Source organism: Mesorhizobium sp. M8A.F.Ca.ET.165.01.1.1 (assembly GCF_004792065.1).
Taxonomy (GTDB): Bacteria; Pseudomonadota; Alphaproteobacteria; order Rhizobiales; family Rhizobiaceae; genus Mesorhizobium.
Genome location: NZ_SRTH01000003.1, coordinates 401,776 through 422,386, shown reverse-complemented (window position 1 = coordinate 422,386; position 20,611 = coordinate 401,776). Strand labels below are relative to the sequence as shown.

The 20,611-nt window shown below is 63.2% G+C and carries 17 protein-coding genes and 1 riboswitch; of the genes, 10 read left to right on the top strand and 7 right to left on the bottom strand.

Going from position 1 to position 20,611, the window contains the following annotated elements:
- From EN808_RS11345 to EN808_RS11335, 3 genes are all read right to left on the bottom strand, one after another.
- Window positions 1–804: a potassium channel family protein gene (locus EN808_RS11345; protein ID WP_127872605.1), complete on the bottom strand. Its 804-nt coding sequence runs from the start codon at window positions 802–804 to the stop codon at window positions 1–3.
- A gap of 64 nt (window positions 805–868) precedes the next feature.
- Window positions 869–4,396: a DNA polymerase III subunit alpha gene (gene dnaE / locus EN808_RS11340; protein WP_127872606.1), complete on the bottom strand. Its 3,528-nt coding sequence runs from the start codon at window positions 4,394–4,396 to the stop codon at window positions 869–871.
- Between the two features lie 107 nt (window positions 4,397–4,503).
- The gene (locus EN808_RS11335; RefSeq protein ID WP_135915798.1) at window positions 4,504–6,516 is read right to left on the bottom strand and encodes an acetyl/propionyl/methylcrotonyl-CoA carboxylase subunit alpha; all 2,013 of its coding nucleotides are present in this window, start codon (window positions 6,514–6,516) and stop codon (window positions 4,504–4,506) included.
- Window positions 6,517–6,759: 243 nt separating this feature from the next.
- Between EN808_RS11335 and EN808_RS11330 the strand changes: the two genes are divergently transcribed.
- The 7 genes from EN808_RS11330 to EN808_RS11300 all read left to right on the top strand — a co-directional run bounded on the left by EN808_RS11330 (window position 6,760) and on the right by EN808_RS11300 (window position 11,972).
- Complete coding sequence (locus EN808_RS11330) at window positions 6,760–7,887, top strand: S-(hydroxymethyl)glutathione dehydrogenase/class III alcohol dehydrogenase (RefSeq protein ID WP_135915797.1); 1,128 nt, start codon at window positions 6,760–6,762, stop codon at window positions 7,885–7,887.
- 65 nt (window positions 7,888–7,952) lie between these two features.
- The gene (gene gfa, locus EN808_RS11325; RefSeq protein WP_127872609.1) at window positions 7,953–8,522 is read left to right on the top strand and encodes an S-(hydroxymethyl)glutathione synthase; all 570 of its coding nucleotides are present in this window, start codon (window positions 7,953–7,955) and stop codon (window positions 8,520–8,522) included.
- Window positions 8,523–8,587: 65 nt separating this feature from the next.
- A complete protein-coding gene (locus tag EN808_RS11320) occupies window positions 8,588–9,055 on the top strand; it encodes a YaiI/YqxD family protein (RefSeq protein WP_135915796.1) in 468 nt (155 codons plus the stop codon).
- A 30-nt stretch (window positions 9,056–9,085) separates the two neighbouring features.
- On the top strand, window positions 9,086–9,763 hold the full coding sequence (locus tag EN808_RS11315) for a DUF1345 domain-containing protein (RefSeq protein WP_135915795.1): 678 nt from the start codon (window positions 9,086–9,088) through the stop codon (window positions 9,761–9,763).
- Between the two features lie 97 nt (window positions 9,764–9,860).
- Window positions 9,861–10,742, top strand: a complete 882-nt coding sequence (locus EN808_RS11310; protein ID WP_135915794.1) for a cytochrome b/b6 domain-containing protein — start codon at window positions 9,861–9,863, stop codon at window positions 10,740–10,742.
- 1 nt (window position 10,743) lies between these two features.
- A complete protein-coding gene (locus EN808_RS11305; RefSeq protein ID WP_135915793.1) occupies window positions 10,744–11,535 on the top strand; it encodes a molybdopterin-binding protein in 792 nt (263 codons plus the stop codon).
- Window positions 11,535–11,972 (top strand): GNAT family N-acetyltransferase, encoded by a 438-nt coding sequence (locus EN808_RS11300; RefSeq protein WP_135915792.1) that lies wholly within the window; start codon window positions 11,535–11,537, stop codon window positions 11,970–11,972. Before EN808_RS11305 ends, EN808_RS11300 begins: the two co-directional genes overlap by 1 nt.
- Here EN808_RS11300 and EN808_RS11295 read toward each other — a convergent pair.
- Window positions 11,969–12,970 (bottom strand): hypothetical protein, encoded by a 1,002-nt coding sequence (locus EN808_RS11295; RefSeq protein WP_135915791.1) that lies wholly within the window; start codon window positions 12,968–12,970, stop codon window positions 11,969–11,971. The two genes, EN808_RS11300 and EN808_RS11295, sit on opposite strands and share 4 nt — an antisense overlap.
- Window positions 12,971–13,219: 249 nt before the next feature.
- A riboswitch (glycine riboswitch) is annotated at window positions 13,220–13,306 on the top strand.
- Window positions 13,307–13,455: 149 nt separating this feature from the next.
- Between EN808_RS11295 and gcvT the strand changes: the two genes are divergently transcribed.
- Genes gcvT through gcvP form a run of 3 tightly spaced genes read left to right on the top strand, consistent with a single transcriptional unit; the run spans window position 13,456 to window position 17,756 of the window.
- Window positions 13,456–14,553 carry a glycine cleavage system aminomethyltransferase GcvT gene (gene gcvT, locus EN808_RS11290; protein WP_127277661.1) on the top strand — a complete coding sequence of 366 codons (1,098 nt, stop codon included), beginning with the start codon at window positions 13,456–13,458 and terminating at the stop codon, window positions 14,551–14,553.
- A gap of 5 nt (window positions 14,554–14,558) precedes the next feature.
- Window positions 14,559–14,927 carry a glycine cleavage system protein GcvH gene (gene gcvH, locus EN808_RS11285; RefSeq protein ID WP_135915790.1) on the top strand — a complete coding sequence of 123 codons (369 nt, stop codon included), beginning with the start codon at window positions 14,559–14,561 and terminating at the stop codon, window positions 14,925–14,927.
- An 18-nt stretch (window positions 14,928–14,945) separates the two neighbouring features.
- The gene (gene gcvP, locus EN808_RS11280; protein WP_135915789.1) at window positions 14,946–17,756 is read left to right on the top strand and encodes an aminomethyl-transferring glycine dehydrogenase; all 2,811 of its coding nucleotides are present in this window, start codon (window positions 14,946–14,948) and stop codon (window positions 17,754–17,756) included.
- Here the strand turns inward: gcvP and EN808_RS11275 are convergent, their stop codons facing one another.
- From EN808_RS11275 to EN808_RS11265, 3 genes are all read right to left on the bottom strand, one after another.
- On the bottom strand, window positions 17,757–18,932 hold the full coding sequence (locus EN808_RS11275) for a GGDEF domain-containing protein (RefSeq protein ID WP_127872615.1): 1,176 nt from the start codon (window positions 18,930–18,932) through the stop codon (window positions 17,757–17,759).
- 173 nt (window positions 18,933–19,105) lie between these two features.
- The gene (locus EN808_RS11270; protein ID WP_127279842.1) at window positions 19,106–19,579 is read right to left on the bottom strand and encodes a hypothetical protein; all 474 of its coding nucleotides are present in this window, start codon (window positions 19,577–19,579) and stop codon (window positions 19,106–19,108) included.
- 154 nt (window positions 19,580–19,733) lie between these two features.
- Complete coding sequence (locus tag EN808_RS11265; RefSeq protein WP_135915788.1) at window positions 19,734–20,570, bottom strand: hypothetical protein; 837 nt, start codon at window positions 20,568–20,570, stop codon at window positions 19,734–19,736.
- Window positions 20,571–20,611 lie beyond the last annotated feature (41 nt).

Genomic DNA, 20,611 nt, shown 5'->3' with positions numbered 1-20,611 from the left:
TCAGTCGCCCTCGTTCGGTATGTTGAGGACGTGTCCGCAGGCCTTGCAGTGCACGGCGTCCGGTTCATGCCGCTGCAACCCGCACTGCGGGCATGGAAAGAACACCTTGGCCGGCCGAAAGATCGCCTGCGCCAGCCTGACGAACAGCGATATGCCGATGATCATGGTGACGATCGCCGTCAGCTTGCCGGCGATGCCCGGCAGCACGATGTCGCCGAAGCCGGTCGTCGTTACGGTCGCGACGGTGAAGTAGAGCGCGTCGATGTAGTTTTCCAGCCCGGCTCCGTTGCGGAAGAAGAATGTGTAGACGAAGCCCGTGATGACAAAGAGAAAGGTCAAAAGATTGATGACCGCGTGGCTTGCCTCGCGCCAGGGTCTCAGGCCGCGCATCTCGAAATGCCGCCAGATCGAACCGCTGCGCGATAGCGACCACAGCCGCAGAATGCGCAGAAAGCCTAGATTTGCGAGCGCCGTCGGCATCAGCAACGTCAGAAGGATGAAGGCATCCACCCAGAAGGTCGGCTGCTTCATCAGGCGCAGCATGTCGTTTGAGGCCAGCAGCCTGGCGCCCAGATCGGCGGCGACGAGGGCCGCCACGGCATAGTCCAGCCACAGAAACGAGGCCGATTGCTGGATGACCGGCGTGGCGATGAAGAAGGCGATGATGGCGAGGTCGATGATGACAGCGATCAGTTGGAACCGGAACGCGGCGGGCGAGCGTCCATGATAGAGCCTGCGCAGCGTGTCGCGCAGCTGTGCCGTCACGGAGAGACCCTGCGGTGCCTTGCTGTCGGCGCCTGTCATGCCGATCGCGACAGCGTGAGCAGCGGATGCCTTCCCTGGGATTGCCGTCTGGCAAGTGCGCAGATCACACCAGTTCCACTTCGACCACGCCCGGCACGGCGCGCATCGCCGAGGCGATCTGCGGAGAGACGCGATAGCCGCCCTGCAAGGCAATCTCGACCTCGCCCTGCGCCTCTTCCTTGATCACGATGATGCTCACCTGGCTCTCACCGCGCTGGGTGAGCTGGGATTGGATCATCGAGGCAGGCCCATCGTTCCGGACGAAAATGCGCAGCGCCTTTTGGATGCGGCTTGCTTCGTCTTCCAGCGATTGGACGGAGTTGATGCGCAGGTTGACACCCTCGGGCCTGTCTTCCGCCGCGACGGTGATGACAACGGAGCGGCCGGCTTCGAGGAGATCGCGGTACTGGGCCAATCCTTCTGAAAACAACACGGCCTCGTACTGGCCGGAGGTGTCGGAAAAGGCCACCACGCCCATCTTGTTGCCGGTGCGCGTCTTGCGCTCCTGCTTGCTGGTAACGGTGCCGGCAAGCCTGCCTGCGGAAGCGCCGCGCTTGACGGCAGCGGAGAACTCCGCCCAGTTCTGCACCCGCATCTTCTGCAGCGCCGCCTTGTACTCGTCGAGCGGATGCGCCGAGAGATAGAAGCCGACGACCTGGAATTCGCGGTGCAGCCGGTCGGCGGCGAGCCACGGATCGGTCGGCGGCAGGTTGAGCGCCTGCGACTGGGCGCCGAGCGAGGCGCCGAAAATATCGGCCTGGCCGGAAACGGCGTTCTGCTGGGCGAGTGACGCCAGCCCCATCATCCGCTCGACGCCAGCCAACATCTGGGCGCGATCGTGGCCGAAGCAGTCGAGCGCGCCGGCCATGATCAGGCTTTCGAAAACCCGCTTGCCGACGATCTTCGGGTCGACCCTCTCGCAGAAATCGGCCAGGCTCTTGAACGGCTTTTCGCCGCGAACGGCGACGATGTGCTCCACCGCGGCGTCGCCGACGCCCTTGAGGGCAGCCATCGAGTAATAGATGCGGTTCTCGCCGACCTCGAAGGCACGAAAACTGGTCATCACCGACGGCGCCAGGACCTCGATGCCGAGGCGCAGCGCATCCTGGCGAAAGTCGGCGAGCTTGTCGGTGTTGCCCATGTCGAGCGTCATCGACGCTGCCAGGAACTCGACCGGATAATGCGCCTTGAGATAGGCGGTCTGGTACGAGACGACAGCGTAGGCGGCCGCGTGCGACTTGTTGAAACCATAGTCGGCGAACTTGGCCAGCAGGTCGAAAATGAAGTCGGCTTGCGGCTTGGCGACGCCGCGCTCGACCGCGCCGGAGACAAAGCGCTCGCGTTGCTTGTCCATCTCGGCGCGGATCTTCTTGCCCATGGCGCGGCGCAGAAGGTCGGCTTCGCCGAGCGAATAGCCGGACAGCTCCTGCGCGATCTGCATCACCTGTTCCTGGTAGACGATGACGCCTTGCGTCTCCTTCACCAGATGGTCGATCTTGGGATGGATCGAGGCCATCTCCTCCTCGCCATGCTTTCTGGCGTTGTAGGTCGGGATGTTTTCCATCGGGCCCGGCCGGTAGAGCGCGACCAGCGCGATGATGTCCTCGATGCAGTCGGGCCGCATGCCGATCAGCGCCTTGCGCATGCCGGCGCTTTCCACCTGGAACACGCCAACCACCTCGCCGCGCGAGAGCATCGCGTAGGTCTCGGGATCGTCGAGCGGGATGGTCGCGAGATCGATGTCGATGCCGCGGCGACGGATCAGCTTTACGGCGGTCTCCAGCACCGTCAGCGTCTTCAGGCCGAGGAAGTCGAACTTCACCAGCCCGGCCTGCTCGACATATTTCATGTTGAACTGGGTGACAGGCATGTCCGAGCGCGGATCGCGGTACATCGGCACCAGTTCCGACAATGGTCGGTCGCCGATGACGATGCCGGCGGCATGCGTTGAGGCATGGCGGTAGAGGCCTTCCAGCTTCTGCGCCATGTCGAGCAGCGTCTGGACGATCGGCTCCTTCTCGGCCTCCTCGGCAAAGCGTGGCTCGTTGGCGATGGCATCGGCGAGCTTGACCGGATTGGCAGGGTTCTGAGGTACCATTTTTGAGAGCTTGTCGACCTGGCCATAGGGCATCTGCAGAACACGGCCGACGTCGCGCAGCACCGCGCGCGCCTGCAGCGTACCGAAGGTGATGATCTGGCCGACCTGGTCGCGGCCGTATTTCTGCTGGACGTAGCGGATCACCTCCTCGCGGCGATCCTGGCAGAAGTCGATGTCGAAATCGGGCATCGACACGCGGTCCGGATTGAGGAAGCGTTCGAACAGCAGTGAGAAACGCAGCGGATCGATGTCGGTGATGGTCGTCGAATAGGCGACCAGCGAACCGGCACCCGAACCACGCCCCGGCCCGACCGGAATGCCTTGTGCCTTGGCCCATTTGATGAAGTCGGCGACGATCAGGAAATAGCCGGGGAATTTCATCTTCTCGATGATGCCAAGCTCGAATTCGAGCCGCTCACGATATTGCTCGACCGTGTAGCCCGGTGTCGGTCCGTGCAGGGCAAGCCGGGCATCGAGCCCTTGGCGCGCCTGGCGGGCCAGTTCCTCGGCCTCGGCCTTTTCGGCGGCGTCCTTGTCGGAGGCATCGCCGCCCGTGAAACGCGGCAGGATCGGGCTACGGGTTTTCGGATAGTAGGAGCAGCGCAACGCGATCTCGACCGTGTTGTCGATCGCTTCCGGCAGGTCGGCGAACAATTTCGCCATGTCGGCCTGGCTGCGCAGAAAATTGTCCGGCGATAGCCGGCGGCGGGTGTCGACGGCGACGACCGAACCTTCGGCGATGGCGATCAACGCATCGTGCGCCTCATACTCGTCGAGCGACGAGAAGAAGGCCTCGTTGGTGGCGACCAGCGGCAATTCATGGGAATAGGCGAGATCGATCGAGGATTTCTCGATCATGCGATCATAACCCGAAACCCGGTCCAGTTCGACATAGAGGCGGTCGCCGAACATCGCCTTGAGCGTGAGCAGGCGCGCCTCGGCGAGATCGCGGCGGTCTTCCTTCAGGGCTATGCCGATCGGACCGCGCGGCCCGCCACTGAGGCAAATCAGGCCGTCACATTGGCCGTCCATCATTTCGGTGGTCAGGTGCACCGCTTCACCGGGCGGTGTTTCGAGGTATACGCGGCTGACCAGCCGGACGAGATTGGAATAGCCGGCTTCGGTGGCCGCGATCAGCACCACCGGCCGCATGTCGGGACCTTGCCGACGGCGATCACGCTGGCCATCGCTGTTTTCGCCGGAGAAGGCGAGAGCGATCTGGCAGCCGATGATCGGCTGGATGCCGTCCTTCACCGCCTTCTGCGCGAACTCCAGCGCGCCGAACAGATTGTTGGTATCGGTGACGGCGATGGCCGGCGCTTCGTCCTTGACGGCATGGCCGACGATCTTGCCGAGTTGCAGCGCGCCTTCCAACAGCGAATAGGCCGAATGCACGCGCAGATGGACGAACGGCCGTGCCGGTATTTCAGGCCGCGCGGCAGCAATCGCGGCTTCGCGCTTCAGTGGGTCGCGTGGAAGTCTGTCGTCCGCCATGGTATTTCGCGCTGCCGAAGGTCTTTGAGTCGATGAGAATGTATTGTCCGGGACCGGGCGATACCAGTCCAGCACAAACGACTACTGACCACAGGCTTCCAGCCCGCTCACGCGAATTCCATGATTACCGCGTCGACAGCCAGGCTGTCGCCCGGCTTGGCGTTGAGTTTCGAGACGACAAGATCGCGCTCGGCGCGCAGAACGTTTTCCATCTTCATGGCCTCGACAACGGCCAAGGTCTCGCCGGCCTTGACCTCCTGGCCCTCGGCAACGGCGATCGACACCACAAGCCCGGGCATCGGGCAAAGCAGCAGTTTCGACGTGTCCGGTGCCACCTTTTCCGGCATCAGCCGTTCAAGCTCGGCGGTGCGCGGCAGCATGGCACGCGCCGTCACCGACATGCCTTTCCAGGCGATGCGCAGGCCGTTCGCGACAGGCCGGATCTGGGCGGCGACCCTGTGCTTGCCGACCGTACCGCGCCAGATGAGGTCGCCCGGCCGCCAGTCGGACGAAACGGTCAGCGCCTTGCCGCCATCGATGGACAGGTCGATTTCCATCGGGATGGAAATCATGCCTTCGAGGATCGACGCCGAGAGATAGTCCTCGCCGATCTTGACCACCCAATCACGCTTGAGCGCTCCCGAATGCGGCGCCAGCCGCCCGCCCAGCCGGTCGAGCCGGTCGCGGCGCAGCAGCTCCACCGCCGTGGCGATCGACGCCAGCACGGCCTTTTCCTCGCTGTTCGGTACGATGGGGGCAAAACCGTCGGGATATTCCTCTGATATGAAGCCAGTCGATATCGCCCCTTCCCGCCAACGCGGATGCTGCATCAGCGCCGCCAGGAACGGAATGTTGTGCTCGATACCGTCGACCACAAAGCTGTCGAGCGCTTCCGACATGGCATCGATCGCCTCGATGCGCGTCGGTGCCCAGGTGCACAGCTTGGCCACCATCGGGTCGTAGAACATCGAAATCTCCGAGCCTTCGGTGACGCCGGTGTCGTTGCGGATGACGACATCGCCGAATTGCCCTTCCTCCGGCGGCCGGTAGCGCGTCAGCCGGCCGATCGAAGGCAGGAAATTGCGATAGGGATCCTCGGCATAGAGCCGGCATTCCACCGCCCAGCCGTTCAGCTTGATGTCGCCCTGCTTCAAGGTCAGCTTTTCGCCGGCGGCGATGCGGATCATCTGCTCGACCAGATCGATGCCGGTGACCAGTTCCGTCACCGGGTGCTCGACCTGCAATCGTGTATTCATTTCAAGGAAATAGAAGTTCTTGTCCTTGTCGACGATGAACTCGACGGTGCCGGCGCTCTGGTAGTCGACGGCCCTGGCCAGCGCCACCGACTGTTCGCCCATGGCCTTTCGCGTCTTGGCATCGAGGAAGGGCGATGGCGCCTCCTCGGCGACCTTCTGGTTGCGGCGCTGGATCGAGCATTCGCGCTCGCCGAGATAGAGCGCGTTGCCATGCGCGTCGGCCAGGACCTGGATCTCGATATGGCGGGGATCGACGACGAATTTCTCGATGAACACCCGGTCGTCGCCAAACGAACTCTTGGCTTCAGAGCGTGCCCGATCGAACCCGTCGCGCACTTCAGACTGGTCCCAGGCGATGCGCATGCCCTTGCCGCCGCCGCCGGCCGAGGCTTTGATCATGACGGGATAGCCGATCTCGCCGGCGATCTTTTCGGCATGGTCGGCATTTTCGATGACGCCGAGCCAGCCGGGCACGGTGGAAACCTTGGCGGCGTTGGCGAATTTCTTCGATTCGATCTTGTCGCCCATCGCCTTGATGGCTTTGGGTTTCGGCCCGATGAAGACGATGCCTTCCGCTTCCAGCGCTTCGCAGAAGGCGGCCCGTTCGGACAGGAAGCCGTAGCCGGGATGCACCGCCTGAGCGCCGGTCGCCTTGCAGGCGGCGATGATCTTTTCCGGCACGAGATAGCTCTGCGCAGCGGGCGATGGCCCGATATGAACGGCTTCGTCGGCCATCTCGACATGCACGGCATCGCGATCGGCATCGGAATAGACGGCGACCGTGGCAATGCCCATCTTGCGCGCCGTCTTGATGACGCGGCAGGCGATCTCGCCACGGTTGGCGATCAGGATCTTGGTGAACATGCGGGCAGAATTCCCCTCCGGCGAACGGTTCAGTTCTATGGACTATGTCGCCATGTCTCAAGTACCGCGATGGACGACATGAAAGCCGCGCCAGCGACGCGCCATTGCGCTCTCTGCCGAACCGGTTGTCGAATGGTGTGCTATCTGCGTCAACAAAGCCGACATTTCGTCTCATCTGACAGTTGATGAGCAGCCCAAAACCTGAAAACTTGGACACAAAAATCGCCTTGGAGGAATTGCCCGATGAAAACCCGCGCCGCAGTCGCTGTCGCCGCCGGAAAGCCGCTGGAGATCATGGAGGTCGACCTCGAGGGACCGCGCGATGGCGAGGTGCTGGTCGAGATCAAGGCGACCGGCATCTGCCACACCGACGAATTCACGCTGTCTGGCGCCGATCCCGAAGGCATTTTCCCGGCCATTCTCGGCCATGAAGGCGCCGGCGTGGTGGTCGATGTCGGCAAGGGCGTCACCTCCGTCAAGAAGGGCGACCATGTCATCCCGCTCTACACGCCCGAATGCCGGCAGTGCCCGTCCTGCCTGTCGCGCAAGACAAACCTTTGCACCGCCATCCGCGCCACCCAGGGGCAAGGCCTGATGCCCGACGGCTCGTCGCGCTTCTCGATCGGCAAGGACAAGATCTTTCACTATATGGGCTGCTCGACCTTCTCCAACTTCACCGTGCTGCCCGAGATCGCGGTCGCCAAGGTCAACCCCGACGCTCCCTTCGACAAGATCTGCTACATCGGCTGTGGCGTGACCACAGGCATCGGTGCGGTCATCAACACCGCCAAGGTCGAACAAGGGGCCACATCAGTGGTCTTCGGCCTCGGCGGCATCGGCCTCAACGTCATCCAGGGCCTGAAACTTGCCGGCGCCGACATGATCATCGGTGTCGATTTGAACAACGACAAGAAGGCCTGGGGCGAGCGCTTCGGCATGACGCATTTCGTCAATCCGAAGGAGATCGAGGGCGACATCGTTCCCCACCTCGTCAACATGACCAAGCGCGGCGCCGACCAGATCGGTGGCGCCGACTACACCTTCGACTGCACCGGCAACACCAAGGTGATGCGCCAGGCACTGGAAGCCTCGCATCGCGGCTGGGGCAAATCGGTCGTCATCGGCGTTGCCGGCGCCGGCCAGGAGATTTCCACACGGCCGTTCCAGCTGGTCACCGGACGCACCTGGATGGGCACCGCCTTCGGCGGCGCGCGTGGCCGCACCGACGTGCCGAAGATCGTCGACTGGTACATGGACGGCAAGATCCAGATCGACCCGATGATCACCCATACGCTGAAGCTAGAGGACATCAACAGGGGATTCGACCTGATGCATGAGGGCAAGTCGATCCGGAGTGTCGTGGTTTACTGAAGACGGCCACATGCCGCCTGCCAATCGGCCAGCGACCTCTGTGGTGAAACATGGGAGGAAATGGAATGGCGGAGAAACTGCATCCGAAAATCGACAATGGGCTGCCAAGGGAAAGCGCGAGCTTTGCCGGCGGCACGCTGGTCTGCGCCTGCACCAGCAAGCCGGTCAAGGTGAAGGTCAAGGGCCAGATCGCCCACAACCATGCTTGCGGCTGCACCAAATGCTGGAAGCCTGACGGCGCGGTGTTCTCGGTGGTGGCGGTTGCCGGCACCGGCGACGTCACCGTCACCGAGAACGGCGACAAGCTCAAAGTGGTCGACCCCTCTGCGCTGATCCAGCGCCATGCCTGCACCGGCTGCGGCGTCCACATGCACGGGCCGGTCGAGCGCGACCATCCATTCAAGGGCCTGTCCTTCATCCATCCCGAGCGCTTCGAGGAGGATGGCTGGTCGCCACCGGGCTTCACCGCCTTCGTCTCGTCGATCATCGAATCGGGCGTCGACCCCAAGCGTATGGACGGCATCCGGGCCCGGCTGAAGACAATCGGGCTGGAGCCTTATGACTGCCTCAATCCGGGCCTGATGGATTACATCGCCACCTGGACGGCGAAGAAGTCCGGCGCGCTGCCCGCCTGACAACTGTGACATTTCAGGTATGGGGCCGGATGCGTTTCCGGCCCCTGCTTGTTTCTGGAGAGACAATGCCCGCACCCGCCATCTACGTCGACGCCGATGCTTGCCCGGTCAAGGCCGAGGTCGAAAAGGTCGCCGAACGCCATGGCGTCGTGGTTACTTACGTCTCCAATGGCGGCCTGCGGCCGTCGCGCGACCCGATGATCCGCAATGTCGTCGTCTCCAAGGGCGCCGATGCCGCTGACGACTGGATCGTCGACAACGCGAAATCAAACGACATCGTGGTAACAGCGGATATTCCGCTTGCCGCCCGCGCCGTGGCGCTCGGCGCGCATGTGCTGGGACCAACGGGACGGCCCTTCACGCCGGAGACGATCGGCATGGCGGTGGCCATGCGCGACCTTAAGCAGCATCTGCGCGAGACCGGCGAGAGCAAGGGCTACAATGCCAGCTTCGCGCCCCAGGACCGCTCGCGCTTCCTCGGCGAACTCGACCGTATCTTGCGGCGAGCGCTGAAATCCGCCACACCGGGCTAGCAACAAAGCGCCATCCAGGTAGAGACCGCCATGGCCGCCGAAACCCCGATCGAGAAACCCATGCAGCGCCACATGCTGTTTGCGGTATCGGCGTGTCTCGGTGCGTTTGCGCTGCTTGTGGCGTTGCTGCTGCACGCCCCGCTCACCTATTCGATCGGCGCCAACGCATTTTTCGCCGCTTACGTCATTCTTGTCGTTAGCCAGATGCCCAAACTCACCGGCAAGTATCTCAGCAAGAATGCACGCGCCACCGATCAGCCGGTGCTGGTCATCTTCGCGGTGACGCTCGTTGTCGTCGCCTTTGCCGTTGTCTCCTTGTTCTTGCTGATCAATCGGAAAGATGGGGATCACCCGATCCAACTCGGCTTCGCGCTGCTGTCGATCCCGCTCGGCTGGTTCACCATCCATGCCATGGCGGCGCTCCACTATGCCCATGTCTACTGGATGGACGGCGATGCGGTCGACGCCGAAACCAAGAAGAAAATCCCGGTCGGCGGCCTGCTGTTCCCGGGCGACAAACACCCCGAGGGATGGGACTTCCTCTATTTCTCGACCGTCATCGGCATGACGGCACAGACGGCCGACACAAACATCTCGACGACGCACATGCGTTGTGTCGTGCTTGTCCACTCGGTCCTGTCGTTCTTCTTCAACACCGTCATCGTCGCCGCGGCCGTCAATCTCGCCGTCAGCCTGGGCGGTCCGTAATAAATCCGTGATCGGATGAAACATCGGTTTGGATCGCGACGTATCAGGAGGACAATGAACACGTAGACCAAGCCGCAGGGCCGGGAGACCAGACAAGATGGAATCGGTTGCCAGAAGCCAATCCGAAATTGGACCGGGTGTCCCCGCTTCAAAAGAGAAAACCTTGATCTACCGGCAGTCGCGCTGGACGCGGCTGACACACTGGCTCTGGGCCATCTCATTGTTTTTCATGCTGCTGTCCGGCCTGCAGATTTTCAATGCCCGGCCGCAGCTCTACATCGGCAAGCAATCCGGCTTCGGCTACAGCAACACCATTTTCGCCATAGGCGCCGAAAACACCAATGCCGGTCCGCGCGGTTACACCGCAATCTTCGGGCACCGCTTCGACACGACAGGCGTCCTCGGTTGGTCAGGTCCGACCGGTAACGAGACGGCGCGCGGTTTCCCATCCTGGGCGACGATCCCCTCCTATTATGACCTCGGCACAGCCCGCGTGATCCATTTCTTCTTTGCCTGGATCCTGACCACGACTTTGCTGGTCTGGCTGGTCGCCAGCCTGATCAACGGCCACATCCGCCGCGATCTGGCACCGCGCCTGGATGACCTCAAACGCTTGCCACAGGACATCGCCAATCACGCCAGGCTCAAATTCCACCACACGCGAGAATACAACACACTGCAGAAAATGGCCTATGGCGGCGTGCTGTTCGTACTCTTGCCGCTGATGATCATCACTGGCCTGGCCATGTCGCCGAGCATGGATTCGGTGCTGCCCTTCCTCAACGATCTGCTCGGCGGGCGGCAGACGGCGCGCACTATTCATTTCACCGTCATGGTTCTGCTGGTTGCCTTCTTCATCATTCACATCCTGATGATTCTGGCCGCCGGCCCGATCAATGAGCTGCGTTCAATCATCACCGGCTGGTACCGCACCGATCCTCCCGCGCCTGACAACAACACATCCGAGAGGAGTGCCTGACATGGCAAAATTTGAGATCAGCCGCCGGAAATTCCTCACCGCCGCCAGCCTCGGCGCTTCCGGCATCATGCTGTCGGGTTGCGACGCCTTCGACAGCCAGCTCAGCATCGGCAGCGGCCTGCGCAGTTTCCTCGAAAACGCCAATGGCCTCACTCACAGGGCACAACGGTTGCTCGGCGGCGGCAATTCGCTGGCGCCGGAATTCACCGAAGCCGATATCCGTCAGCCAATGCGGCCGAACGGCGTCACCGCGCCGGATGACGACGCATACAAGGCCCTGCTCGCCAACAACTTCGCCGATTGGCGCCTGGAGGTGTCGGGCCTCGTCGAAAAGCCGCTGTCGCTCACCCGCGAGCAGCTCATGAACATGCCGAGCCGCACCCAGATCACCCGCCATGACTGCGTCGAGGGCTGGAGCTGCATCGCCAAATGGACGGGCACGCCGCTGTCGCTGCTTCTTGACCAGGCGGTGGTCAAGCCGCAGGCGCGCTATGTCATGTTCCACTGCCTCGACACGATCGACCGCAGCCTGTCGGGCGACATCAAATATTACGGGACGATCGACCTGATCGATGCCCGCCATCCCCAGACGATCCTTGCCTATGGCCTGAACGGAAAGCCGCTGCCGGTCGAGAACGGCGCGCCGCTGCGCGTCCGTGTCGAGCGCCAGCTCGGCTACAAGATGCCGAAATATCTCTACAAGATCGAACTGGTCGACGGCTTTGCCAATATTGGCGGCGGCCGCGGCGGCTATTGGGAGGACAATGGCTACGACTGGTACGGCGGGATTTGATGGCCGTCCGCATAGAGGCCGAGCACGATCTGTCGCCCATCGAGTTGAGTTCGCTCGAGGAGCGTCTCCATCGCGACAACCGGCGTATGACGGACCGCGACGACGACCGGGAACTGGCCTTTGTCATCCGTGATGATGCGGGACACGCGATCGGAGTAGCCGCCGGCTATTCCTGGGCGGGCACGTGCGAGCTCACATTGATGTGGATTGACGAGGCTCACCGAGGCCGCGGCTACGCAAGGCGATTGCTCGACGCTTTTGTCGCCGAGGCGGCCGATCGCGGCGTCAAGAAGATCTGGGTCGCCACCCACGACTTCCAGGCACCAGGCCTGTATGAAAAGGCCGGCTTCGAGCGCATGGCCGAACTGGCGGGATGGCCCGAAGGCCATTCCAACATCATCCTTTGTAAAACGGTAGCGGCGGCCGGCGCGGCTTAGGCAACCTTGTCGAGCAACGGCTTCAGCGCCGGATGGATTTCCGGCGAGGCATGCTTGATCAAAGTCAGCAGTGCACGCTCATTCTCGTACAGAGGCCGGTTCACCCCGATATGTCCGACCAGCCAGCCGGCTTCACCGGCATCGATCGTCTCGGCGCGTCGGGCCAGCGCCTCGGTGGCCCTGTTCTTCGCCTCCCACTCGGTCTCTATGTCGTCAGGTGACCGATAGGCCTCGATAATGCCGGCAAGACCACCGGAGACCATGCGGCTGAAGAAACCGCCGATTTCCGGACCCGCGTGATCGAGGAAGGTTTCGTGGCGCAGCGCCACCTCGCGGGTGGGCGCCTCGTAACCCGCCGAGCACATGACGAAATTGGCGATCGCCTTGACGAACAAGTCGTTCCAGGACGGATCGTTGTTGGCTTGGGCTGTCCGCTCGTTGATCCTGAACAGCACCTCGGCCTCGGCCCGGGTGATGGCGATGTTGCCATCGCCGCCATGGGCATGGAGGATACGGCGAAGAAGCTCGACTTCCGTTTTGGCGATCAGTCCGGGCACCAGCACACCGCCGATCATCAGCGGCCCCTTGCCGTCGACGACCGCGTGGGCGACTTGCTCCAGCGCGTAGACGCAAAGCCGGCTCGGCGATGATTTCGCCTCTTCCAGCACGTGGACCAGCAATTCGAGTTCGGTCCGGCTGTCGACCATGCCGTCGCGCGAAATCGTGCGGACCAGCCAATCGGCGTTTTCCTGCGAAATATAGCCCGAGGGCTTTTCCTGGTGGACGATGTAGTCGGTGACCGCCTCGACGAAGAACGGTGCCCATTCCGCGCATTTGTCTCGCGCCGTCTGATCGAGCGCGAACAAGGCCTCGGCTTCGCCCCGGGTCACCACGCCGTCTGCGAACACGTCGCGGCGCAGCATCACGACATCCTCCGCAGTAATCCGGTTCTTCGACGTCAGCCCCGCCACCGGAGCGCTCATGATCAATTCGCCCATCTGTCGTCCCCGTCCGCCCAACGCGTCACATCTGCCTGCTATATCAGGAGTGTCTTGAAAAACCGCCAAATGGCGTGGTTAGCGAAGACTTGTGAGATCAATGTCGACCAAAAGTGTGCAGCGGTTTTGGGAGAACGACATGCATCAACAAAGATCTAAAGCGCGGGACGCGCTTAGATGTCGCTGGGAGGTGACAAGGTGTCGCCGACGGGCTATGGATGGCGCGTCGAGGGCTCAGGGTTTGAGTCCTACCTGTTTGCGGGAGAGAGCAGCGAGAGCTGCCGCCGAAGGGGAAATCGCCCGAAATCTCTCAGGCAAAAGAACCGTAGACGGGAAAGACACTCTGGAAAGTCGGGGCTTGCCCCCGCGCCGAAGGTGTAAGCGCCGCTGACAGAGTTCCGGCTGCGCGAGTCTCTCAGGCTTCAGACAGAGGGGCACGGACTGGTCGCCATCAGCGACCGATTGCGTGCGACTCTGGAGACGACATGACGGGCGACGACAAACACCTTCCCCTCGAAGACATCCATACAGCCGCCGGTGCGCGCTTCGGCGCCTTTGCCGGCTGGTCGATGCCGTTGACCTATCCGGCCGGCGTCATGAAGGAGCATCTTCACACCCGCGAACATGTGGGGCTGTTCGACATCTCGCATATGAAGCTGTTCGAGGTCGGCGGGCCGGAAGCGGCTGCGCTGTTGAGCCGCGCTTGCCCGCTGGACGCCGGCACGCTCGAGATTTCGCAGTCCAAACTGACGTTCTTCCTGAATGAGGCAGGCGGCATTCTCGACGATCTGATCGTCACCCGACTTGGCGACGACCGCTTCATGGTCGTCGCCAACGCCGGCAACGCCATCGCCGATGAAAAGCATCTGCGCGCGCTGGCGGCTGATTTCGATGTGCAGGTCGAGCCGCTCGACCGTGTCTTCCTGGCCATCCAGGGCCCTGAAGCCTGGGCCGCCCTTTCCCGCGCAGGCATCGAGACCGGCTCGCTGCTGTTCATGCACGGCGTCGAGCCACGGAAAAACTGGTTCATGAGCCGGTCGGGCTATACCGGCGAGGACGGTTTCGAGATCGGCCTGCCGGAGGCGGACGCACGGGACCTGGTCGCCAAACTGCTCGAGGACGAGCGCGTGCTCTGGATCGGCCTTGCCGCGCGCGACAGCCTTCGGCTCGAAGCCGGCCTCTGCCTGCACGGCCAGGACATCACGCCGGAGACCGACCCGGCCGCGGCGGCGCTGATGTGGGCAATCCCAAGGGATACCAGGGCTTCCGGCGCCTTTATCGGTGCCGACGCCTTGCGCGCCGCCGTGGAGCGGGGCCCGGCGCAAAAGCGCGTTGGGTTGAAGCCCGAAGGCCGCCAGCCGGTACGCGCGGGCGCGGCGCTATTCGACGCCGACGGCAACCCGGTCGGCCATGTCACATCGGGCGGCTTCGGCCCGTCCGCCGGCCATCCGGTGGCCATGGGCTATGTCACCACATCGTTGGCAAAGACGGGAACGCGAGTTTTCGCCGATGTGCGCGGCACGAAGATCCCAGTCGAAATCAGTTCCCTGCCCTTCACCCCTCATCGCTACCGCAAAGGATGAATTCCATGGCAACAACCTATTTCACATCAGACCACGAATGGCTCCGCGTCGAAGGCGGCACCGCTACCGTCGGCATCACCGATTATGCGCAGGAGCAGCTCGGCGACCTCGTCTTCGTGGAACTGCCGGAAACGGGAAAGAAGCTCGCCAAGGGCGATACCGCCGTCGTGGTCGAATCCGTCAAGGCGGCCTCCGACGTCTACGCGCCGGTCGACGGTGAAGTCACCGAGGCCAACGGCACGCTGTCTTCCGACCCATCACTGGTCAATTCGGCGGCGACCGGCGCCGGCTGGCTGTGGAAGATGAAGCTCGCCAACGAAAGCCAGCTCGCCAGCCTCATGGATGAGGCCGCCTACAAAGCCCATATCGCCTGACATCAGGAACTTGTTGACATGACCGCTGCCCCCTACCCGTTCTCGGCCCGCCACATCGGACCCGGCCTTGCCGACGTTCGAGCCATGCTCACCGTCATCGGTGTTCCCTCGGTGGAGACGCTGATCAGTCAGGCCGTGCCGAGATCGATCCGCCTCGACCAGCCGCTGGACCTGCCAGCGCCAGCCAGCGAAGCCGAAGCGCTTGCCGAATTGTCCGCGACCATGGCGAAGAACAAAGTGCTGAAGAGCTTCATCGGCGCCGGTTACCACGGTGTCCACGTGCCGCCGGTCATCCAGCGCAATCTGTTCGAAAATCCGGCCTGGTACACCGCCTACACGCCTTACCAGGCCGAGATCAGCCAGGGCCGGCTGGAAATGCTGTTCAACTTCCAGACGCTGGTCACGGAACTGACCGGCCTGCCGGTGGCGTCGGCTTCGTTGCTCGACGAGGCAACAGCAGTCGCCGAAGCGGTCGGCATTGCCCTGCGCCACCATCGCGACAGGCGCACCAAGGTGGCGCTCGCCGGCACGCCGCATCCGCAGACACTGGACGTGGTGCGCACCCGCGCCGAGCCGCTCGGCATCGAGATTGACGGCGAGGAGATCGACGACAACACCGCCGCCCTGCTCGTCTCATGGCCTGACACCTTCGGCGTCTATGGCGACCACAAGGCGGCGATCTCCAAGGCTCGCGCTGCCGGCGCGCTGGTCGTTTTCGTCGCCGATCCGCTTGGCCTGACGCTGACCGACGCGCCGGCAAAGCTCGGCGCCGACATTGCGGTCGGCCCGATGCAGCGCTTTGGCGTGCCGATGGGTTTTGGCGGCCCGCACGCCGCCTATTGCGCCGTCTCCGACAAGCTGACGCGCCTGATGCCCGGTCGCCTGGTCGGCCAGTCGACCGATAGCAAGGGCCGGCCGGGCTACCGCCTCGCCTTGCAGACGCGCGAACAGCATATCCGCCGCGACAAGGCGACCTCCAACATCTGCACCGCGCAGGCGCTGCTTGCCAATATGGCGACCGCCTACGCCATCTGGCATGGTCCGGTCGGCTTGCAGGCAATCGCCGGGCGCATCCACGCGCTGGCCAACCGCCTGGCAAGCGGCCTCGAGGCTGCGGGTGTATCGGTGCTCGGTTCCAGCCGTTTCGACACGGTGACGGTGGAGACCAAAGGCAAGGCCGCCCAGATCGCCGCCGCCGCCGAAAAGACCCACCGGCTGCTGCGTGTGCTCGACGCCGACCATGTCGGCATCAGTTTCGACGAAACCTCGACCAATGCCGATCTCGAGGCGATCGCAGCCCTGTTCGACGCCAAGGCTGCTTCTTCGGCCGACAGCACGGTGCCCGGCAAGCCGCGCGGCAAGGAGTTTTTGACCCAGCCGGTCTTCCACGAGAACAAGTCGGAAACCGAGATGATGCGCTTCCTGCGCCGGCTGGCCGACAAGGACCTGGCGCTCGACCGCGCCATGATCCCGCTGGGCTCCTGCACCATGAAGCTCAATGCCGCGGCGGAGATGATGCCGGTGAGCTGGCCGGAAATCGCCAACCTGCATCCCTTTGCGCCGGCAGCGCATTCGGCCGGCTACCGCGCCATGATCGGCGAGTTGGAAGGCTGGCTGGCGGAGATCACCGGCTTCGACGCCGTGACCTTGCAGCCCAATGCCGGCAGCCAGGGCGAATATGCCGGGCTGCTGGCCATCCGCGCCTATCACCGCTCGCGCGGTGAGGGCCATCGCACCGTCTGTCTGATCCCCTCTTCCGCGCATGGCACCAATCCGGCGAGTGCCGCGATGGCTGGCATGAGCGTCGTCGTCGTTCGCTGCCTGGAAGACGGCAACATCGACATGGACGATATGCGCGCCAAGGCCAATGAGCATTCCAGGAATCTCGCGGCGCTGATGTTCACCTACCCCTCCACGCATGGCGTCTACGAAGAAGGCGCGCGCCATCTCTGCGCGCTCATCCATGAGCATGGCGGCCAGGTCTATTTCGACGGCGCCAACCTCAACGCGCTGGTCGGACTTGCCCGTCCCGGCGACATCGGCGCCGACGTCTGCCACATGAACCTGCACAAGACCTTCTGCATCCCGCATGGCGGCGGCGGACCGGGCGTCGGTCCGATCGGCGTCAGGGCGCATCTGAAGCCCTATCTGCCCGGCCATGTCAGCGAAGGCTCGGCGCATGCCGTGGCGGCCGCCCCGTTCGGCAGCGCTTCCATCCTGCCGATCACCTGGATGTACATCCGCATGATGGGCGCTTCCGGCCTCAAGCAGGCGACCGAGACGGCGATCGTCTCGGCCAACTACGTGGCGACGCGGCTCGCCCCGCACTTCCCGCTGCTTTACAAGGGCAGGAGCGATCGTGTCGCCCATGAGTGCATCCTCGACACCCGCGTGCTCAAGGAGAGCGCCGGCATCGGTGTCGAGGACATCGCCAAGCGCCTGATCGACTATGGTTTCCACGCGCCGACCATGTCGTTCCCGGTCGCCGGCACGCTGATGGTCGAGCCGACCGAGTCCGAGCCCAAGCGCGAACTCGACCGTTTCTGCGAGGCCATGATCGCCATAGCCGGCGAAGCGGCGAAAGTGGCCAAAGGCGAATGGCCCTTGGCCGACAATCCGCTGGTCAACGCACCGCATACGTCAGCCGAGGCGCTGGCCGGTCAATGGACCCACCCTTACTCGCGCCTGGAAGCGGCCTATCCCGCCGGCGACGCCGACACCGCCGCAAAGTACTGGCCGCCGGTATCGCGCATCGACAATGTCGCCGGCGACCGCAACCTGGTCTGCTCCTGCCCGCCGCTGTCGGATTATCTGGGTGCTGCGGAATAGCTACGCGGAGCGCAAGGCCGGCTTGATCGGTTCGGCCTTGCCCATCCTATTGTGGCTGATGACGCAGTTTCGGCCGGCGCGCTTGGCCGCGTAGAGCGTGGAGTCGGCCCTGGCCAGCACCTCGTCGAGGGTGCTGCCGTCGGCCTCGCCGAACCCGATCCCGCCGCTGACCGTGCTGCGCAAGGGGCCGAGCGGCGTGGGCACGACTTCCGTGCCGAAAGCGACACCGATCTTGCTGGCAAGATCATAGGCCCGCTCTTCCGTCATCCGCGACATGATGATCGCGAACTCCTCGCCGCCCAGGCGAAAGGCGTCGGCCCCGGTCCTGGCATATTTCCGGATGACGGCACCGAAACGGCACAGGACCTGATCCCCGACCGGGTGTCCATAGATGTCGTTCGTCCGTTTGAAGTGATCGAGATCGAACATGACGATCGCCATGAACGGGCCGAAGGTGCGCTCGCCATAAAGCGACGTCAGGCCCCGGCGGTTCATCAGCCCGGTCAGCGGATCGGTCATGGTCTCGGCCTTCAGCTCGATCTGCGCCTGCAAATGGTGGAGCGAAAGCGTCAAAGCGCCGAGGCCGGTCATACAGGCCACCGCCACGACAGAGTTGAGGCGTTCAGCCCAATTGTCGGGCGCGACACCGAGCGTCCACTGCCCTTTGGCCATCAGAACCACGCCGCAAAGGGCAAACGACAGCGCACAGGTGCCGCTCAGGAACGAAACCACCAGCAGGATGCGGCGATCGTGACTGCCATTGATCCAGAACATGGCCCCGATCGTCGAGAGCAGCACGGTAACCGTCGCGTAGGTGATCACGAAACCGATACCGTCAAGGCTCATGAAGGTCACGGCCGCACAGACGGCCATGGCGGCAAATGTCGGAGCAATCACACGCCTGTGGTCCGGCACACCGAGATATTGCATGGCCGAAATGCAGATGATCAGAAAACCCAGGCTGAGCAGCGCCAGCGCGATCTGGCAAAGCAGCGGATCGGGCTCCCTGGTATAGCGCCAAAACAGGATTACATGCGCGACGAGCACGAGAATGCCGCATGCCACCGTCAGCACGAATCCGGCCCGCGGCGCGGTGGCCCAGATCGCGAACATGGTCACACTGAGACAGATGCCCGACAGCGCGGCTGCGAGCAGGAGCGAACTGAAATCCAGCATATCGGGCGGGGGCCTCTCGAGCGTCGGCGGTTGCGCCGCATTCTAGGTCAGCGGCAGCCCTCGGACATGGTTTTCAGGCAATCTCTCGACCCAACCTGCGGATAGGGTTTACAAAGCGTCGATGCCACCTGTGCCGAAACCGCACCCCTGGCCGGCGCGCGGATCAACCGGCATCAGCCCTTGTTGAGCAAGGCGAGGTTGGCATCGACAACGGTGGGATCGGCCATGCCGGCCTTCGCCTCCAGCAGCAGTGCCCTGGCCTTCGTCTTGTTGCCGCGCAACAATTGCGAATAGCCCATATTGTTGACGATCCGCGGTTTGCGGCCGGCGACTTTCAAAAGCTGGCCATAAGCGCGGTCGGCGAAGTCGAAGCGGCCGAGTTCGTCATAGGAAGCCGCAAGCCCCATCCAGGCCTCCGCATTGTCGGCCTTCAATTCGACGGCCTTGCGGAAATGCTGTTCGGCAAGACCATAATTGGCGTCGCGAAACTGCGCCTTGCCTTCCGCCAGGTCGGATGTGTCGACATCCTTGGCAGTCGGCTGGATGGCGGTTGTCTTGGTCGTGTCGACGTTGGTGTTCGTCGTGCACCCGGTGATCATCAGGACGGTTGCCATCGTGGCCACCGCCGCAAATTTTATCTGACGCATGCCCTGCCCCGTCGCCCGATTTGCCGGGTCGTTCTTCAGGGAAAGACACTACAGCACAGCGATTAAGCTTCGGTGCCGAAATGCGGCTAACTTTTAGTGTCCCGAATACCGGCCATTAACCACGGGTCGCGACGCCCTCGATACCGCAGGGTTCTTACGGCTCCATGGCCCTGAGCTCGCCCGGAACCGGATAACGGCTGCCGTCATAGCGCAGCCGGTAGGTTCGGTTCACAGGTTTGCCGGGATGAGACTGGCACTCGCCATCCGTGTCGGGGGACGGCTCGTCGGTATCCGTCCGTTCGACCGCGGTGATGTCACGATAGCCGTGATGTCTCGCCGCGCCCATCGTCAGGCTGACCCGACTGGAATGAAAGGATCCCGCGCAATTGGTATCGCCTTCGCCACCATTACCGGCAACGACAAGGCCATCGAGCACCATGCGCAGTGCATCGCCGGCGACGGCATAGAGCCGCAGGTCGGTTTCGCTGAAGGGATTGGCCTGCGAATGATTGGCCATCTCGATACGCAGGCCAAAGGCGGTGACACCGGGCGCCAACCCATAGCGGCCGGTATCGAATTCGATCTTGCGGATAGCGATGGCATCGTCGGTTATCAGCCCGGGCTGGAGCAAGCGCTGGCGCACTTGCTTGCTGTTCCTGTCGACGACCAGAAGCTCGATATCGCCAACATGCCCGTCGTCCCTGGATTGGGCGCTGTCGGTCAGCGGCACCGCGACCAGCAGCAGATCGTCATGGGCGGGCCAGATCTTGCAGATCAGGCGGAATGGCGAATCGCTGTCCTGAGGCGCCAAGGCGATGCTGGTGTGGGGCTCGAGCGTGAATGAGGCGCCATCGGCGCTCTTGAGAGCCTTCGGATAGGCCTGCTGCACCAACGCGGCGGCATCGCCGCAATCGCCAGCCGCGGCCTGGGCGGGTGACAAGCCCGCCGCGGCGAGGCCCAGCAACAGGGGGGGGGGCAACAGTATTCGCATGGACTTCTCGCTGATTACGGACGTTACAGGTCCAGATTGCG

Bases quoted from the DNA above. Each gene is read 5' to 3' on its own strand.
- EN808_RS11345 (WP_127872605.1), bottom strand. From the start codon at position 804: ATGACAGGCGCCGACAGCAAGGCACCGCAGGGTCTCTCCGTGACGGCA.
- dnaE (WP_127872606.1), bottom strand. From the start codon at position 4,396: ATGGCGGACGACAGACTTCCACGCGACCCACTGAAGCGCGAAGCCGCG.
- EN808_RS11335 (WP_135915798.1), bottom strand. From the start codon at position 6,516: ATGTTCACCAAGATCCTGATCGCCAACCGTGGCGAGATCGCCTGCCGC.
- EN808_RS11330 (WP_135915797.1), top strand. From the start codon at position 6,760: ATGAAAACCCGCGCCGCAGTCGCTGTCGCCGCCGGAAAGCCGCTGGAG.
- gfa (WP_127872609.1), top strand. From the start codon at position 7,953: ATGGCGGAGAAACTGCATCCGAAAATCGACAATGGGCTGCCAAGGGAA.
- EN808_RS11320 (WP_135915796.1), top strand. From the start codon at position 8,588: ATGCCCGCACCCGCCATCTACGTCGACGCCGATGCTTGCCCGGTCAAG.
- EN808_RS11315 (WP_135915795.1), top strand. From the start codon at position 9,086: ATGGCCGCCGAAACCCCGATCGAGAAACCCATGCAGCGCCACATGCTG.
- EN808_RS11310 (WP_135915794.1), top strand. From the start codon at position 9,861: ATGGAATCGGTTGCCAGAAGCCAATCCGAAATTGGACCGGGTGTCCCC.
- EN808_RS11305 (WP_135915793.1), top strand. From the start codon at position 10,744: ATGGCAAAATTTGAGATCAGCCGCCGGAAATTCCTCACCGCCGCCAGC.
- EN808_RS11300 (WP_135915792.1), top strand. From the start codon at position 11,535: ATGGCCGTCCGCATAGAGGCCGAGCACGATCTGTCGCCCATCGAGTTG.
- EN808_RS11295 (WP_135915791.1), bottom strand. From the start codon at position 12,970: ATGGGCGAATTGATCATGAGCGCTCCGGTGGCGGGGCTGACGTCGAAG.
- gcvT (WP_127277661.1), top strand. From the start codon at position 13,456: ATGACGGGCGACGACAAACACCTTCCCCTCGAAGACATCCATACAGCC.
- gcvH (WP_135915790.1), top strand. From the start codon at position 14,559: ATGGCAACAACCTATTTCACATCAGACCACGAATGGCTCCGCGTCGAA.
- gcvP (WP_135915789.1), top strand. From the start codon at position 14,946: ATGACCGCTGCCCCCTACCCGTTCTCGGCCCGCCACATCGGACCCGGC.
- EN808_RS11275 (WP_127872615.1), bottom strand. From the start codon at position 18,932: ATGCTGGATTTCAGTTCGCTCCTGCTCGCAGCCGCGCTGTCGGGCATC.
- EN808_RS11270 (WP_127279842.1), bottom strand. From the start codon at position 19,579: ATGCGTCAGATAAAATTTGCGGCGGTGGCCACGATGGCAACCGTCCTG.
- EN808_RS11265 (WP_135915788.1), bottom strand. From the start codon at position 20,570: ATGCGAATACTGTTGCCCCCCCCCCTGTTGCTGGGCCTCGCCGCGGCG.